General features: G+C 43.2%; 15 protein-coding genes. 1 reads left to right on the plus strand and 14 read right to left on the minus strand.

Annotated features, from left to right (window positions below; genetic code table 11):
• Positions 1 to 234: 234 nt before the first annotated feature.
• The 8 genes from ACFOJ8_RS07385 to ACFOJ8_RS07420 form a co-directional block, all read right to left on the minus strand.
• Entirely contained in the window at positions 235 to 1,485 is a 1,251-nt protein-coding gene (locus ACFOJ8_RS07385; RefSeq protein WP_380654660.1) for a hypothetical protein, read from the minus strand.
• Between the two features lie 812 nt (positions 1,486 to 2,297).
• Positions 2,298 to 2,909 (minus strand): SCO family protein, encoded by a 612-nt coding sequence (locus tag ACFOJ8_RS07390; protein ID WP_380654663.1) that lies wholly within the window; start codon positions 2,907 to 2,909, stop codon positions 2,298 to 2,300.
• A gap of 102 nt (positions 2,910 to 3,011) precedes the next feature.
• On the minus strand, positions 3,012 to 4,421 hold the full coding sequence (locus ACFOJ8_RS07395; protein WP_380654666.1) for a DHA2 family efflux MFS transporter permease subunit: 1,410 nt from the start codon (positions 4,419 to 4,421) through the stop codon (positions 3,012 to 3,014).
• A 33-nt stretch (positions 4,422 to 4,454) separates the two neighbouring features.
• Positions 4,455 to 7,466 carry an AAA family ATPase gene (locus tag ACFOJ8_RS07400; RefSeq protein ID WP_380659910.1) on the minus strand — a complete coding sequence of 1,004 codons (3,012 nt, stop codon included), beginning with the start codon at positions 7,464 to 7,466 and terminating at the stop codon, positions 4,455 to 4,457.
• On the minus strand, positions 7,447 to 8,571 hold the full coding sequence (locus ACFOJ8_RS07405; RefSeq protein WP_380654671.1) for an exonuclease SbcCD subunit D: 1,125 nt from the start codon (positions 8,569 to 8,571) through the stop codon (positions 7,447 to 7,449). The genes ACFOJ8_RS07400 and ACFOJ8_RS07405 overlap by 20 nt, the downstream gene beginning before the upstream one ends.
• Before the next feature lie 68 nt (positions 8,572 to 8,639).
• Entirely contained in the window at positions 8,640 to 8,759 is a 120-nt protein-coding gene (locus ACFOJ8_RS07410; RefSeq protein ID WP_380654673.1) for a YvrJ family protein, read from the minus strand.
• A gap of 1 nt (position 8,760) precedes the next feature.
• On the minus strand, positions 8,761 to 8,973 hold the full coding sequence (locus ACFOJ8_RS07415; protein ID WP_380654675.1) for a DUF2922 domain-containing protein: 213 nt from the start codon (positions 8,971 to 8,973) through the stop codon (positions 8,761 to 8,763).
• A 21-nt stretch (positions 8,974 to 8,994) separates the two neighbouring features.
• Positions 8,995 to 9,195, minus strand: coding sequence for a DUF1659 domain-containing protein (locus ACFOJ8_RS07420; RefSeq protein ID WP_160651588.1), 201 nt, complete (start codon positions 9,193 to 9,195; stop codon positions 8,995 to 8,997).
• A gap of 90 nt (positions 9,196 to 9,285) precedes the next feature.
• Between ACFOJ8_RS07420 and ACFOJ8_RS07425 the strand changes: the two genes are divergently transcribed.
• Positions 9,286 to 9,780 (plus strand): DUF2621 family protein, encoded by a 495-nt coding sequence (locus ACFOJ8_RS07425; RefSeq protein WP_380654678.1) that lies wholly within the window; start codon positions 9,286 to 9,288, stop codon positions 9,778 to 9,780.
• Here ACFOJ8_RS07425 and ACFOJ8_RS07430 read toward each other — a convergent pair.
• The 6 genes from ACFOJ8_RS07430 to ACFOJ8_RS07455 all read right to left on the minus strand — a co-directional run bounded on the left by ACFOJ8_RS07430 (position 9,772) and on the right by ACFOJ8_RS07455 (position 16,012).
• Positions 9,772 to 10,257 carry a CcdC family protein gene (locus tag ACFOJ8_RS07430; RefSeq protein WP_380654680.1) on the minus strand — a complete coding sequence of 162 codons (486 nt, stop codon included), beginning with the start codon at positions 10,255 to 10,257 and terminating at the stop codon, positions 9,772 to 9,774. The genes ACFOJ8_RS07425 and ACFOJ8_RS07430 overlap by 9 nt on opposite strands.
• Before the next feature lie 2 nt (positions 10,258 to 10,259).
• The gene (locus ACFOJ8_RS07435) at positions 10,260 to 10,964 is read right to left on the minus strand and encodes a cytochrome c biogenesis CcdA family protein (RefSeq protein WP_380654683.1); all 705 of its coding nucleotides are present in this window, start codon (positions 10,962 to 10,964) and stop codon (positions 10,260 to 10,262) included.
• Positions 10,965 to 11,053: 89 nt separating this feature from the next.
• Positions 11,054 to 12,826: an ABC transporter ATP-binding protein gene (locus ACFOJ8_RS07440; protein ID WP_380654686.1), complete on the minus strand. Its 1,773-nt coding sequence runs from the start codon at positions 12,824 to 12,826 to the stop codon at positions 11,054 to 11,056.
• Complete coding sequence (locus tag ACFOJ8_RS07445) at positions 12,827 to 14,602, minus strand: ABC transporter transmembrane domain-containing protein (protein ID WP_380654689.1); 1,776 nt, start codon at positions 14,600 to 14,602, stop codon at positions 12,827 to 12,829.
• 109 nt (positions 14,603 to 14,711) lie between these two features.
• Positions 14,712 to 15,683 (minus strand): DUF4097 family beta strand repeat-containing protein, encoded by a 972-nt coding sequence (locus tag ACFOJ8_RS07450; RefSeq protein WP_380654692.1) that lies wholly within the window; start codon positions 15,681 to 15,683, stop codon positions 14,712 to 14,714.
• A gap of 14 nt (positions 15,684 to 15,697) precedes the next feature.
• Complete coding sequence (locus ACFOJ8_RS07455; protein WP_380654695.1) at positions 15,698 to 16,012, minus strand: PadR family transcriptional regulator; 315 nt, start codon at positions 16,010 to 16,012, stop codon at positions 15,698 to 15,700.
• Positions 16,013 to 16,090 lie beyond the last annotated feature (78 nt).

The following is a 16,090-nucleotide window of genomic DNA, read 5'->3' on the forward strand; positions in this document are numbered from 1 at the left end:
CAACTATCACTTTAACTTGTGGCATAACAAGTTTAATAATGGTTTGGCACTTAGGAAAGAGACATTTAATTATTTTAAGCCTTTTGCTTATCACCAGCCCATATCTAATGTTCTTAGCATCTTACTTGGTTCAATAATTTGTATAATTAGACATAAACAGAGCGCTAGTAATAACTAGCGCTCTGTTTATTCTTCTCGTTAAATTATCTATTGTGGCATGTTGCAGAGTAAAATCTATTCTGCGGACCTATTATCAATTTCTTCATAATCGAAGATTCTAAACCCTCGAGGCGTGTTAATAATTGTATATTCAACTACCGTGGTCCTTCTTCCATTGGAAGAGATGTGTTCGTAGTCGCGACTCACAGTTACAGTGTAATCTGGGGCATCAATGTCGATATCAGTCACATCGACATCGTACGTTTCATGATTACGATAGTTGCCAGTAGCTTTGTTGGCTGATATTTTTTCATAATTTGGTGATCCTTCCACTGTAAAAGTGTTTATAACTTCGTCTTCGTCGTTATAGTAGTTTGTCAGCTCTTCAGCGTAGCTGTTGATAAACGCAGTTATTCGCTCTTTTTCACTCTCACTCACATCTTCCGTCTCTTGGGAGGAGCTAGAAGTTTCGTCTTCTTCACTGTCCTCTTCGTCCCCTTCAATTCCTCTGTTTGATACAGATTCTGCATCGTCTGGTACTTCGTCCATAGTCATTACTGCAACGATTTTTTCACCTTCTTCATTATCATATAACCAGAATGTACCCTCAATTGTTGTCTCTTCTCTTTCTTCGATAATATATTTCATCTGCTGCAACCCTTCCACTGGACCGCCCTCTGTTTCGTATACATCCACATCTGGAGATCCAAGCGCATCAACTACTTCGTCATAAGGAAGATTGGCATAAAACATGACATTGATCACGGTATTTTCATCCGGGTCCGGAGCGTCTCTCTCTCGATTGTCGTTTGATAGAAAAGCACTGGAATCTTCATAATTAAGTCCTAAGTTACCGTAATTGATTACTGGACCTCCGTGGCCTGGGTACACAAAATCGGGTTCACCGTACTGTGCTTCAACTTCACTTTGCGACATCCCTAGAGTAATTGCGTCCTGTGAAAATGTCGGATTTTCTGTTTCAACACCTGCTGGATCAAACAAGGTTTCTTGAACGTCTTCGGATTGAATGTCAAACGCGGTCGGATTACGATCATTCGTATCCTCACTCGAAGATTCGTCAGATGACACCTCAGAAGCGTCATTCTCACTGGATGTACTGTCGTCAGTGTTTTCTATTGAAGATGCTGACGATACATCATCACTGTCGTTTTCTGGTATATCAATATCTGAACTGTCACCTGAAGATTGAACTGCTTCCTCTCCTACGTCAGTTGATGTGTGATCCGATGAATTTTCTGGCGCTTCATTAGATTGGCAGCTTGTTAATACGAAGATAGTCATTACTGAAAATAGAAATAATCGCATGAAAACACTCCTTGCTAAGATGTTTTAATCTCGAATTAAGAACTTACTTCCTCTCTTCCCTAAAAATTGGATGTATATCGTCGTAACTGTAAATGAATTTCAAGAATGTTATAATGCGTAAGATATCATCAAAAAACTGAAACAAGGAGAGGTTATAGAATCGTATTAAATAAAAGCTTCAGCGGTTGGTCAGTTCTGTTAGGCATACCTGGACTAATCATAGCGGTACTATGCTTTTTAGTTTATCTCGGAAATCCACAGGGCTTTCTGTATCACTTAGTGACAACTTTATTCACTCTTTCAATGCTTTCTATACTTTTGAGCTTTATTCTAAGCATTTTTGCGCTGAAAATTGGTGAAGGTGGAAGAAGAAAGTATATAGCGATGTTTATACCGGCACTACTTATTGGATACGTCGTATTGGTCCCTGCTCTTTCTGGATTTCTTCTTACTCTTAATGTGTAGCCGCAAGGGTGACTTTATTTTTCTAAAAATAATAAATTAAACTGAGTATATTAGAGAAGAAGAATCATGACAGATTTATGATTTTCTTTAATAGCAAACGCTTTTCTTATTGTAGGTATTGGCAGCTTAATTTTTGATGGTCACGAGACCTATAGAAGTCGCAGACCTAAAAAGAATTAAAGAAGTGTTAAGAGCAAACTATCATCGGCAGGTATAATTCTTATTTTTGTAGCTGCTTGGATTATTTTAGGAAACATATGATACATGTTAGACAAACTAAAAAGTACCAGAGCCATAATACGGCTTTGGTACTTTTTACGTTCGTTTATATAGGTATTTACTATATTCTACTGTGATGATTGCTCTAAAAGTGTCTCTACGTCTGAAACGATCTCATCAAGGGCAAAATCCGTATCTCCCCTATCAATACCATAATAGTCCTTAATAATCTTACCATTCTGATCGATTAGATAGAAACTGGTGCCATGGGTCACTTGATTGCTGCCTTTTGGCGGTGGCGCTACGATGGTTTTAAAATTATTCTCTGCGAATCCTCGAATAAAATCGTAGTCGTATCCTGTGAGCATCTGCCACTCAGTGCCTTCTGGCACATCGTAATACGACAGATAGTCTCTCATTACTTCCGGAGAGTCTGTTTCTGGATCGACTGAGAAACTTAGAACTCCGTAGTCCTCAATGCCTTTTGATTCAAGTTCATTGACAACTTGAGTCATATTGGCAGTCATCGGAGGGCATACTGTTGCACAATTTGTGAAAATGAAATCGAGCAGCCAAACTTTGCCTTCCATATCTGCCCTCTTGAAAGTTTCTGTATCCTGGTTAGTCACTTCGAAATCATCAATCGTGTTCCCGTAGCGGGACATGACTTCGACTCCGGAGGAATTACATGCTGATAATGCGAGTATTAATATAAGTATAATACCAATCGACTTTCTCATTTAAAACCCTCCGCTTGTTCTCTGACTTCAACTATAACAAATAATTTTCAGAGAACAATACGGAAAAACGCTTATTTTGTGAAAAGAGTATGGCGTACTTCCTTACCCTTCTCCTAACTTACCCTGCTCTTTCATGAAAAGTGTCAGAATAAGTCCAACACCAGCCATCACTGCAGAGAAAACAAAAGACATGTTCACACCAGTAATTTCTTCGGAAACTGAAGGTGTCCCAGAAGATAGGTTCAATGCTACGCCAGTCATAATGGTAACCATGACAGCTGTAAATATCGAACCCCCAATCTGACGCATGGTGTTGTTCATTGCGGTCCCGTCCGGGATGAGATCATCGTGGAGTGCGTTCATCGCAAACGTCGTAAGTGGCATCAGTGTCAGCCCCGTACCTAGTAATCTAAACGTGTAAACAATCGCGAGATAGGTGAAAGTCGTTTCTTGATCTAAAAATGACATTAAAATTGATGTGATAAGAATCAGTGCCATACCAAGGAATGTAAGACGCCTGATGCCAAACTTGTCAAATAATACTCCAGCAATCGGCATGGTTGCACCCATTATAAGTGCTCCGGGCAAAAGTGCGAGTCCTGATTCAAATGGCGTATACCCGAGCATATCCTGCATTAGGACCGGCAGGATATTATTGGCACTGACCATGGAAGTAAAGACAATAACCCCAATTAGGGAACTGATAAGGAAGTAACGGTTTTTAAACACACTCATCTCAAGAATTGGCTGGCTTAGTCCGAGCTGACGCCTAGCGAATATAAGCACCAATAACATGCCGACAATAATTGAGGTAAGGACAAGTGGGTCCACCCAGCCTCTTGTACCCGCTACAGAGAATCCGTATAAAAGTCCACCGAAACCGAGCGTAGATAAAACGATCGAAACGATATCAACCTTGGGATCCGTCTGATGAGTGACATTGCGCATTGAGAAGTAAGCTAGGATGAAGTTCGCAATGACAAGAGGCAGAACAATGAGAAATAGCGTACGCCACGACCAAAAACCGACAATATATCCTGCAAGTGGCGGGCCGATTGCGGGGGCCACTCCGATCACAAGACCGTAGTACCCCATCGCCCGACCTCTTTGCTCCAGTGGAAATTGTGTCAATAGGATGACTTGAGTGAGTGGCATCATAATGCCTGCTGCTACGCCCTGCAATATTCTTCCTGAGAGCAATAAAGGATAGATAGGAGCTACGGCCGCCAGTATGGTACCGACGATAAATATCATCATGCCAAACAAATATAGTCGTCTTGATGTGAATTTATGAATCAGAAACGCCGATACCGGAATCATTATGCCGTTGACAAGAAAAAAACCAGTCGTCAGCCATTGGGCTGTACTAAAGGGAATATCAAAAGCAGCCATAATGGGCGGGACAACTGTGACAAGCAACATCTGATTGAGCAGAACAAGAAATGATCCTATCATCAATGTGGCAATCAGTACTGATTTCTGGCTCGGTTTATAGGCCATTTTAATTTGCATCGTTTCACTACTTCCTCATGGTTGCCCATTGTATTATTTGAACCGTGCTGTACTCCGTTCGTTGACTCCCCTGACTTCAAGTATGTTCTCCATTCGCTCTTTTAATTCTTCGACGTGCGAGATGATGCCGACCATCTTCCCACTTGTCTGAAGCTCAATCAGAGTATTTACCGCCATATCGAGGGTCTCTGGATCGAGTGTACCGAAGCCTTCATCAATCAACATCGTATCCAGACTGATGCCGCCAGATTCTTGCTGCAGTGCTTCGTTCATGGCAAGTGCCAGCGTCAGCGCAGCTTGAAAGGATTCTCCACCAGATAGTGAAGTGATATGACGCGATCGATTGTTGTAGAAGTCGAACACTTCAATATCAAGCCCGGTCTTACGGTTACTTTTATTAACGCTGCGTCTCAGTTCATAACGGTGGTTCGTCATTTCGAGCAGCCTGATATTGGCGATATCGAGGATGCGGTCCAGATAGTAGGTGAGTACGTAACGCTCAAGCGAAACTTTCTGTTCATTTCTGCCGGATACGGCATCGACCAGTGCAATCAACGACTGAATTTCGCCAAGTGATGCTTCGTACTCGGTAATCAATTTGCCAATCGAGTCAGCTGTCTTCTGATTGTGTTCGAATTGAGTCGCGAGCTTGGCATTCTGATTTGTCAACATTTCATTCTTTGAATTAAGCTCTTCCATCTCTGCTTGCTCCGATGCGGTATCCTGCATCGTTTCACTTTGGAGCGTCTCTACTAGCGTGTTATAGCGTGTTTCGAGCAATGTCTTCCGGTTATGATGGGCCTTTACTTTCTCTTCTTTGGCCTCTACATCGGCGTCTTCAAGCAGGGTTAACATTTGTTCTCGATCTTTTCCGCTCTTCTCAACGAAAGCATCGACCTTAGGTGAGAGACTCTCAAGCTGGCTTGCTATTTCATCCAATTGTTTGTTGGAATAAGATATCTTCTCTTCCAGTCTGGATTTCTGTTCACGCTTATCAAGATGGACGTTCTCTTGATCTTTTACTTGTGTTTTATAGTCTTCAAGAGACTTTTGGCACTTATCATGCATGGCAGCGAACGTTCCATATTCATCATAGCTTGTGTGCGACTTAAACTCGGACAGCAGCGTCTCGGCTTGCTTGAGCGCGTGATCTACATTGTTTTCTTCCAATTTGTTATCATTCAGCTTAGTATTCAAATCGTTCTGCTCTTTAAGAAGACCCTGCTGCGTTTCAAAACGCTGCTGTTCTTCTTCGATATGTTGCTTGATTACCTTTTGCTGGTCGCTCGATGTTTTAAGTGATGCTTCGAGTGCATCTAGATTCTTACGTATCTTTCCGGCAAGTAGTGCTTCCAAGACATCTAGGCGACGCGCCTTACTTTTTCTATCTGCATCGATGGCTTGGAGCTCCGATTCGAAGGCTTCGAATACGGCCTCTTCCTCCTCTGAAAGATATTGATGGGACTCAGGAAGCACTTGCACGGTCTGTTGACAGACCGGACACGCCTTGCCCACTTCTAGATGCGTGATTAAATGTTCGATATGTGCACTATCCTCTACGGAATAGCGATTCTTGAGCACCTCTTTTTTCTCCTTACGTTCCGATTCGATACGTGAATATTCCTGATCAAGTGCTTGTAATGCATTGGTTAGCTCTAATTTCTCTGCATCGTGTTGACTCAGCTCACGTTCCGCATCGATGGACTGTTCAAGTGAGGTGATCTCATTATCGATAGTATATCGCTCATGCCTTAAGCGGTCTGCCTGTGTACGCTCCCATCCTTCGGTAGCAAGTGACTGGGTGATTGATTCAACTCTTTTTGTTAGCGTATTGTTTTCTTCCGATATATCCGCCTTACGCTTATTAAGGTTAGCCATCGTTTCATCAATATTGGCGACATCGCTATTGTGCATAAAGCGTTCCGTTGCATTCAACCACGTTTCGGCCCGCTGATAAAACTCCTGCTTCTCCTGAAGTTCGGTTTGCCTTTGTTCGATTTCATCAAGTGACGCACTGACAGTGGAAACTTGACTCTTAAAGTTCGACAACTCCGCTTCGATACGAATCTTCTGCTGCTGAGCACTAGACTCAGTTCGCAGTGCATACTCCATTTCCTTTATAGCACGATAAGACTCAATTTCTGTTTCGAGCTTCTGAATATCTTTAGCGTTATCAGCGATGGAAGCGAGTTCTGCTTTGATCTGTTCCACTTCTTCCACTCGTGCATTATTATCTTCTTTAAGTTTAATCTGGTTCTTTAGTACCTCTACCCGATTTTTATTTGCATCAAGTACATCGTCCACTGCTTGTTGCTTTTCGCTGATGATTTCCTGAACCTTATCGATAGTCTCCATTCTTCTAGCGAAAGTTGGAAATTCTATTTCAAGCAATTCAGCCACTTCCGGATATTCCTCACCAGTGATCATATTGAAGCGTTCAGAAATCTTGGTCTCAACCGTCTCACTGCCCTTTAGCTTCTCCTTTTTCAGTTCATTAAGCTTCTGTTCGAACTTAACAAAACGCTCTGTTCGAAACAAAGTTCTCAGTATTTCCTGCTTTTGTTCACTCGAAGACGTCAATAATCGCTTGAATTCACCTTGAGGCAGAATCAGAATTTGCCTAAACTGGTCAGCGTTCAGCTGAAGTATCTCAAGGATCATCGACTTTACCCCGTTGATGCTGCCTTCAAGCACTTCGCCGTCTTTATCGTAGAGGACTGCTTTCGGTGGTACAGGGGTCTTCCGCCCAGCCTTTTGATAAGACAATGTCCGTTCGATTGTATATTTTCTACCGCGTATTTCGAAAGACAGACGAATACTGCTGATATCATCGTCTGTCGCAAATTGACTTCTGACCGAGCCTTCTGACCGATCGCTTGTCGAGAGGGTGCCATAAAGCGCATAGGTGATCGCATCAAAAATCATCGTCTTGCCAGACCCCGTCCGACCACTGATTAGGAACATGCTGTCAGATACATCTTCGAAATCTATCGTTTGATTCTCGAAGGGTCCAAAATACTTCATATTAATCTGAATCGGCTTCATCTGCATCACCTTTGAAATAAGTATTGAATATCTGTCCCTGGTACTCCGTCAGTGGCTCACCCCGTATGCTTTCAATGAAAGATTCGAATATTTCGCGATCATTCGATTGATGCGCATTAACTTGTGTCGGGACATAGTCTCGTTTTTCAACAAGCGGTCGCAGTTCCATGACATTCGGGTAAATCATCTTGAGCTTGGCCATGGGATCATTGATATGAGACATGCCGGATAGCTCGAATTTAAAGTAGGCTTCTTTGTCCTCGAAGACCACTGTCTCATTAATTACTTCCTCGAATGTCCCTTGGTAATGCACTAGATCCCGTTGCTGCTGGAGTGGAATGAATGTACATTTCGTAGCTACATCAGTCTCTACTATACGGAAGCCTTTGGGTTGCGTCACTTCTGAAAAGGAATACTTCATAAGTGAACCGCTGTAAAATATACGCTCGTGTGAAATCGCAAACGGATGGTGCAGATGTCCGAGCAAGACTAGATCGAAGGCTTCGAACAGATCTGCTCCCACTTCCTCTGACAATCCGATTGATAACGGACGCTCGGAGTCAGATGCCGTACCGTTTGAAATAAACATATGCCCAATCAAGACATTATAAGCATCCCTATCCATGACCTTGTCTATCTCTTTTGTAATTCTTTGATATACATCGTGGTGATTTTTGATTGATTCATCATCATAAAACACCTTTGCTTCAAGCACATCCATATGCGGCACCATGTAGAAATGATGATTGTCAATTATGACAGGGGTCGTTATGTCTTTAAGCGAAGTCCGCATATGGTAGTTGCTTTTTTCAAACCAATAGCTGCCGTAGTCAAGTCGCGAGCGACTGTCATGGTTGCCACTGATGGCAAGCACTGGAACACCTTTTTCAATATTGATTCTGTAAAGGTACTCATTAACGAGCTTCAATGCTGATTGCGAAGGATTGCTTCTATCGAAGACATCCCCTGCCAAAACGACCAAATCAGCCGACGATGTGTCGATTTGCTCAAGTAATTGATCCAATATATATCGCTGGTCCTCTATCATATCCACACCGTTTAGACGCTTTCCGATATGCCAGTCTCCTGTATGTAAAATTTTCATTTAAACCACCTCATTGAATCCAATTATACAAGAAAAACCATCCCCAAGTAAATTTGGGGATGGTTCTTTCAGTGCAGCTCTCTGATGGAGATGATGAGATCGTCCAGTTTTTGCTCCATTCGATAGAGCAAAAAGAACGTGATCACAGCCGGAAACCCAACATCGCTGACTAGGGTCACCCATTCCATGCTAGATGATCTCTGTAACGTTCTGCTCTACGATTTTCGCCGAATACACGGATACCGGTCTACCCTGCATCGGTGCTAAGACACCCAGCTCTATGAGCCGCTCCGCCTCAGCCATAAGTGCCGCTTCGGTCAAATCTGTCTTCGGATTATTGAGTGTCAACGTAAAGCGACGGTTCAAATCCGTGTCGAATACGATTACGAGTTTTTTAGTCATTGTCCTTCCTCCTTTTCACTATTAGTTGATAACGTAAGTCTGCTCTTTCTCAACAATCGGGTACACATCATTTGTCAGATTCTGATAGATGCTTGCCAGTGTGTTGATGGCTTCATCTGTAGAAGTCGTGTCCAAGTTTCTTACAGATCTGAAACGGAGTTTCTCTTTGCCACTCTCATCCGCTTCGAAGAAATAGAACTTTGCGTTTGTACTCTTCAGCATAGCTTTCACCTCCTTCACTCTATATATCGTCACAAATGATTCAATGGACAATCGAATATAAATTTTCTATAATGACTGGGAGGTGAGGGAATGAACGATATAATCATGTGGCTTATTGCTCTATGGACTTTCGTCATGGTGGGTCTTATGTTCATCGGCGGTTATTTCATGTTCAGAAAGTTCCTAAAACGCATGCCAAAAGAAGATGGCTACAGTGAACTCGATTGGCAGGGGCACTATATCGACCGCGCACTACCCTTATGGAATAAGGATGCAAGAAACCTGCTGAACGAGCTAGTCACACCGGTGCCGGAACTGTTTAGGGATGTCGCTAAGGAACGGATTGCCGGCCGCATATCTAAAATTGCGCTTGACGAAGGAGCAAATGATATTACACTCGACCACATCATGAAAGGCTACATCATCGCAACACCAAAAAGAGACCATAAATTCATGAAGAAGAAACTGAATGCGCTTGATATCGACTATAAGCCGTATGAGGATCTCTTCCAGTATGCAGATGATGAGAAGCAGAAATTCTCCATATTTGAACAGACAGAAAAAATAAGCAGCAGATCAAAATGACTTGATCTGCTGCTTATTAAATGTCTGCAAGTGGAGGAACATAGATATTCTCCACACAACAATCATAACGAATGCCAAAAGGAAGAACATACCGCCAATCTCTCCCGGTGAAATGCTCATCGATAGTATGGCTTTTAAGATGATTCTGAGAACGAGAAGCCCGACTAGAATGACTGGAAACATTCTGGATTGTCTGACATAGAGCTTCCCACCTTTTTCTTCGTAGCGGGTGGTATAAATAAGTACGCTTGAAAATATCAGGCCGATAACAACGGCCTCCGCAATTTCAAAAGGGGTCAGTCTGAAGTATGGGAATACATACATCAGTGCACCAGTTGACATCATGACTGGGGGTATAACGATCTTTGGCAACGTCAGGGGCCGTTTAGCCGCCTTCTGTCTGACGAAGATTGCCACAAAGCCCATGACAACTGCCATGATCGAAGCCAAAGTAAACAGTATAGTTTCAATACTCATTGCTAGAACCCCTGGAAATCGCCAAAGAATGGCTGCATCCATATAATAATTTGCGTTAGACCATCAAAATAGAGCAATATTCCCATCAGTATCATGACAACGCCACCTGTCTTCATAATGGCATTTGAATACTTGAGCATCCATCTTGTTCTGGATACGAAGAAGCTCAACGTGAAGAATGGTACACCAAACCCGAGGCAGTACACGACCATCAGCATCAGCGCATTATTCGGCTCGGTTGCACTCATCGCAAATATAGCCCCGATGATCGGACCATTGCACGGAGTCCATCCGGCACCGAATGCCATACCGATCAAAATCGAGCCAAAGAATCCGGAAGGTCTATTTTTAAATTGGACTTTTCTATCCTTCATCAGAAAATCAAAGTTGAGCACACCTGTGACAATCAGGCCGAATATAACAATCAGAATTGCTCCAAGTTGACGAATCAGATTCGAGTGTTCAATGAGCAGTCCGCCAAAGAATGCCGTGCCGAAACCGAGCGCAATGTAGATAAGACTGAAACCGATGAGAAAGAATAGTGTATGAAGAATTGCACGGAAATTGAATTTTTGACTTTCAACTTCATTGTAGCTCATTCCCGTTATATAGGAGATGAACGCTGGGAAGACCGGGAGGACGCAGGGTGAGACAAAACTCAGTACGCCAGCTCCAAAAGCGAGAAGAAAAGTAACTTCGCTGCCCATAAGAATACCTCCATTCAGATGTCATTTTAACAGACATGATGGAGGTAGATGCACTCTTTGAACCTTTATTTTAGAACTTTCTATGACATTTACTGCTGACCGTTCTGGAGCTGATACATTTTGTGATAAATACCGCCGTAGCGGATCAGCGAATCATGCGTACCCTGCTCCACGATCTCACCCTTATTAAGGACGAGTATCTGGTCGGCGTCTTGGATGGTCGATAGTCGGTGCGCGATGGCAAGTGTCGTTCTGCCCCTGCGCATCCTCTCAAGGGAACGCTGGATTTGCTCTTCCGTCTCGGAATCGATATTGGCCGTGGCTTCATCAAGAATCAGCACCTTCGGGTCAATAGCCATGGTCCTGGCAAATGCCAAAAGCTGGCGCTCACCACTTGAGAAAGCACTTCCCTTTTCAAGCACTTTATGTTCGTACGTATCTGGCAGTTTTGAAATAAATTTATCGGCGAATACAAATTCCGCTGCTGCTTTAACTTGTTCGAAGGTCATTGTAGGATGGTAGAGCCTGATATTGGACTCGATCGTTCCGTAGAAGATGAACGGGTCTTGCAGCACGAGACCGACCTTCTCTTTTAGTTCTTGCTTTGGAATTTGTTTGATAGAATGTCCATCCACCAAAATATCTCCTTTTGAAAATTCGTAGAATCGCATGAACAGGTTGATAATCGAACTTTTTCCTGAGCCCGTATGGCCGACAAGTGCCACGGTCTCCCCGGGTTTCGCCGTAAAGGAGATATTTTTTAGAACATCTGTTTTATCATCGTAGCTGAAAGTGACATCCCGGAACTCGATCTGCCCATCCACCACTTTTGACGTCTCATCTTCAGACTGCGTAGGTTCCATGCGATCGTCATCCATCAAGGCGAAGACCCGACTCGCTGAAACCAATGCCTGCTGAAAGATGTTCAAGTTCTGACTGACTTGACTGAGCGGTTCGAAAAAACGCTCCATATACTGAATGAACGCGAATATTACACCGGCAGTGACCGTCGATTCAAAACTGAGCAACCCAAAATATCCAAGAATAAGCGCTATGGCCAGTACAGAAATCATGCTAATGGCTGGCCTGAGCAACAGACCGTCCAGCCTGACGTTCTTCATATTATATTTATAATGCATTTCATTGATTTCATTGAACTCTTGGCTCAGGCGGTTCTCCTGGTTGAAGACCTGGATGATTTTCATACCCTCAATCGATTCTGCAAGTTTGGCATTGAGGTCACTAAGCAGCTGCCTGGCATGGGAGAAGAAGTTTGCCGAGTATCTACGGTATACGGCAAGTACCACTACAATGACCGGCATGAATATGAGTGCTAGGAATGCCAAGCGCACATTCAGCACAAACATCATAATGAAACTCGATATGATCATAAAAAACGCCATCAGGAAAGTCGCAAGCACGCCGATGAACATTTCAACGATGGCTTCTGTGTCGTTCGTGATACGTGATACAACACTGCCGCCTGGCACTTTATCAAAGTATCGCATGCCAAGCCTGCCAATCTTATCGAAAGCATCGATTCTGAGCTGTTGGATCACCTTGAATGCAAGATACTGAAACAGATAGATCTGCATATAGGTTGTGATGGCACCAATCAGCTGGACTGACAGGAAGGCAACGACTAGCCAGATGATTTCATTCTCTGGAAACACCCCAGGCGTCAAGTAGTCGTCGATAAATATCATGACGAGGTATGGGGTTGCGACTCCGGCGATGGTTGAAATAATTAACATGATAAACCCGATTGCTAATATACCTTTAAAGGGCAGGGTGTATTTCATCAGTCTCAGAAGTACATTCTTCTGATCATTGAAAGAGAGATTGAATTGGTTGTTTTCCATTTATTTATCCTCCTTCATGACAAGGTCATCGAGGGTACTCTCGAGTGCTTCACGTAAGGCTTGAGTATTGTAGGTATCATGATACCAGCCACCTTTTGCCATCAATTCACGATGAGTGCCATGCTCGATGACGGTGCCGTTATCCATGACAATGATAAGGTCCGCATGACTGACCGCACTCATCCGGTGGGCTGTAATGATATTTGTTTTGCCTGCTCGGCTGTTTTGCAGATTTGCAAGAATCTGCTCCTCTGTTTCAGCATCGACCGCAGACAATGAATCGTCGAGAATTAATACTTCGGGATCCATAATCAGTGCACGAGCAATCGAGATACGCTGCTTTTGTCCACCGGAAACGGAGACGCCTCTTTCTCCGACTACCGTTTCGTAGCCGTCAGTGAACCCTTCAATATCTGCATGGACATGGCTTAGTCTCGCTGCATGATATATTGCTTCTTTTTCTATTTCAGGATTACTAAAAGCAATGTTGTTCTGGATGGATGTCGAGAATAGGAAATGATCCTGCGGCACATAACCGAATCGATTTCTCAAATTACCGATTTCATAATCACGCAGTGGATGTTTACCATACATGATGTCCTCAGGATTTACTGTATCGAATTCGCGCAAAAGCAGTCTGATCAGGGCACTTTTGCCTGAACCTGTCCTGCCGACAATACCAACAGTCGTGCCCTTTTTAATGGTAAAGCGGACATCTCTCAAGCCGTCCGATTCATCGTCAGGGAAGTTGAAGGCTCCAAGATTAAATGTAATGTTGCCTTCTGGCTGTCCTTCTACCTTATAGTCGATACCAACTTGATTTTTGGTATCCATAATCTCCTGGATCCGGTCATAGGACGCACTGCCCCGTTGCACAAGGTTGAAGAACCAGCCAAGCGCAAGCAGAGGCCATACCATCATGCCAAGATAGGTAGTGAAAGTGACAAGTTCACCGATGGAAATCGTATTATCCAGTACCATCCTTGCACCAAAGAAGATGGATATGAAATAACTTGCGCCAATGATTGTCATGATCGTTGGATCAAACAGTGCATCCACTTTCGATACTTTGAGGTTCTTCTCGACCACATCATCGCTCATCTTGCGAAAGTCCGCCTGGTCGCTTTGCTCGTAGCCGAAAGTTTTCGTTACTTTAATACCAGAGATGCTCTCTTGCGTCTTGTCGTTCAGCATACTGAATGCAGCTTGTGCTTTTTTGAACCCCCGATTCAGAAGTTTACCGTAGTAGCTTGTTAGTATGACCATGAACGGCAGTGGAATCATGGCGAGCAGTGTCAGTTTGGGGCTGATTGTAACTGCCATTGTAATTAGCACTGCCCCACCTGTGATTAGAGAATCCGCAATAGTTAGGATACCTGCCCCCGCAGTCGCTTGTACTGCTTGGATATCATTCGTTGCGTGCGCCATCAAATCCCCGGTTCGGCGCTTCTGGTAGAATGCTGGACTCATTTCGGCATATTTCTTGTACAGCCTTGAACGTAGTATCCTGCCGAGTCGATAGCTGGCACCAAAAATCATGATGCGCCAGAAGTACCTGAATATGTATGTGAATATAGCGACAGCGATAAGTAGCAGAATATACTGCATAAGCAGATTGCCGGTCAGTGTTTCTTGGGTGATGCGATCGATGACCCAGCCGATGACCTGCGGCGGAATAAGTTCCATCAATGCCACAAGCACTAGCATGATCACGCCAATCGTATAGCTGCGCCATTCCTGCTTGAAAAACCATCCCATTTTCTTAAAAACTTTCATTGCGATCCTCCTTGTTGTCTCAGTCCTTTTAAATTCTACCATATGTTTCGAATTATGAAATAATTTAAATAAAAAAGATCTGCCATGACGACAGATCTAAAAAATGCACTCATGTCACTTTAACGCTACCCATCTCACTTGAAAACTTAGCCGTATGCTTGACACTCATTACTCGATTTTCTTCGAAGGCATTTACTACAGTACCGAAGTTCGCTTTTGCCAAAACAAGTGTTTCTACAGGATGTGCTTTATATTGTACTTTCACTGCACCCATCTGACTTGAAGCATTGACATCACTTTCTGGGTTCATATCCACAACTGAGATACGGCCCATCTGGGTATCGAGTACATATTCGTCAGCCATGCATCGCTTGAGAGTAATGGCGCCCATCTGTGTATTGGCGCTTATACGGCTCATGGCGCTGTCTTCGATTTGTATGCTCCCCATCTGCGATTTAAAGTCTGCTTGTCTGCAGTTGAGATGTTTGCCACTGATACGCCCCATATCGGATTCGAGCTTCAAATGTTCAATATCCATGCCACTGACTGATAGCTTGCCTTGATCGGTATCAATGTGAAGGGTTTCGATACTGTAGGGCCAAATAATATGAACCGAGTCGCTCGTCACTTTCCTATTGATAATAAACGATTTGAATGTTCGCCTTTGCGATCTGGAATGTTTGATTACAAATGTATTACCTTGCTGGTAGAAATCAAAATCTCCCTGTTTATCTTGCCCATGGTAATTCATATCGAAGTGATTCCCCTTTTCAATATAGATATTGAGATCGTTGCCTTTAATATCGAATGAATTTATTTCTTCGGGACGAATTTCACTAAATTGCTTCGAATCTGTAAGGGAGCGTCCAGGCGGTGAGGATTCTTCTGTTTCCATCTCAATGATTTCACGGCCAATCTCCTTTGGGTCTCCGAGTCTAGCAATTATTTCATGTTCGTCATGACCCTCTTCTAGCGCTTCTTCAATGTGCCGATCGTATTCATCCATAATCTCTTTCCTAGTCTCGAACCCCATGGATCCGAGCTGCTTTTCAAGTATTCTCATGAAATCAAATTTATCCATCCATATCCCTCCATCTATTTAGTGTCTGCCAAAATATTATTCACCGCAGCAGAGTATATCTGCCATTCTTCGACAAGTGCATGCATGCGTTCTATGCCACTTTCTGTCAACGTGTAGTATTTGCGTGCAGGACCTTCGTTCGATTCTTGAAAGTAAGTGTTTAAATAGCCTATTTTCACAAGTCTTCTCAATAAAGGATACAAGGTACCTTCTGCGATGCTGAAGTACGCGGAAACGTTCTGTGCAAGCTGATAGCCATATTGATCTTCTTTATGAATGAACCGTAACACACACATCTCAAGTGATCCTTTCTTTAGTTGTGTATTCATTTTTTCCTCCCCTCTCAACTAGTGTGTTATATTCAGTAGCAATTATAGATTAACACCCGGTACTGAATATAGCAAGGT

Source organism: Salinicoccus sesuvii, assembly GCF_042648145.1.
Classification (GTDB): Bacteria; Bacillota; Bacilli; order Staphylococcales; family Salinicoccaceae; genus Salinicoccus; species Salinicoccus sesuvii.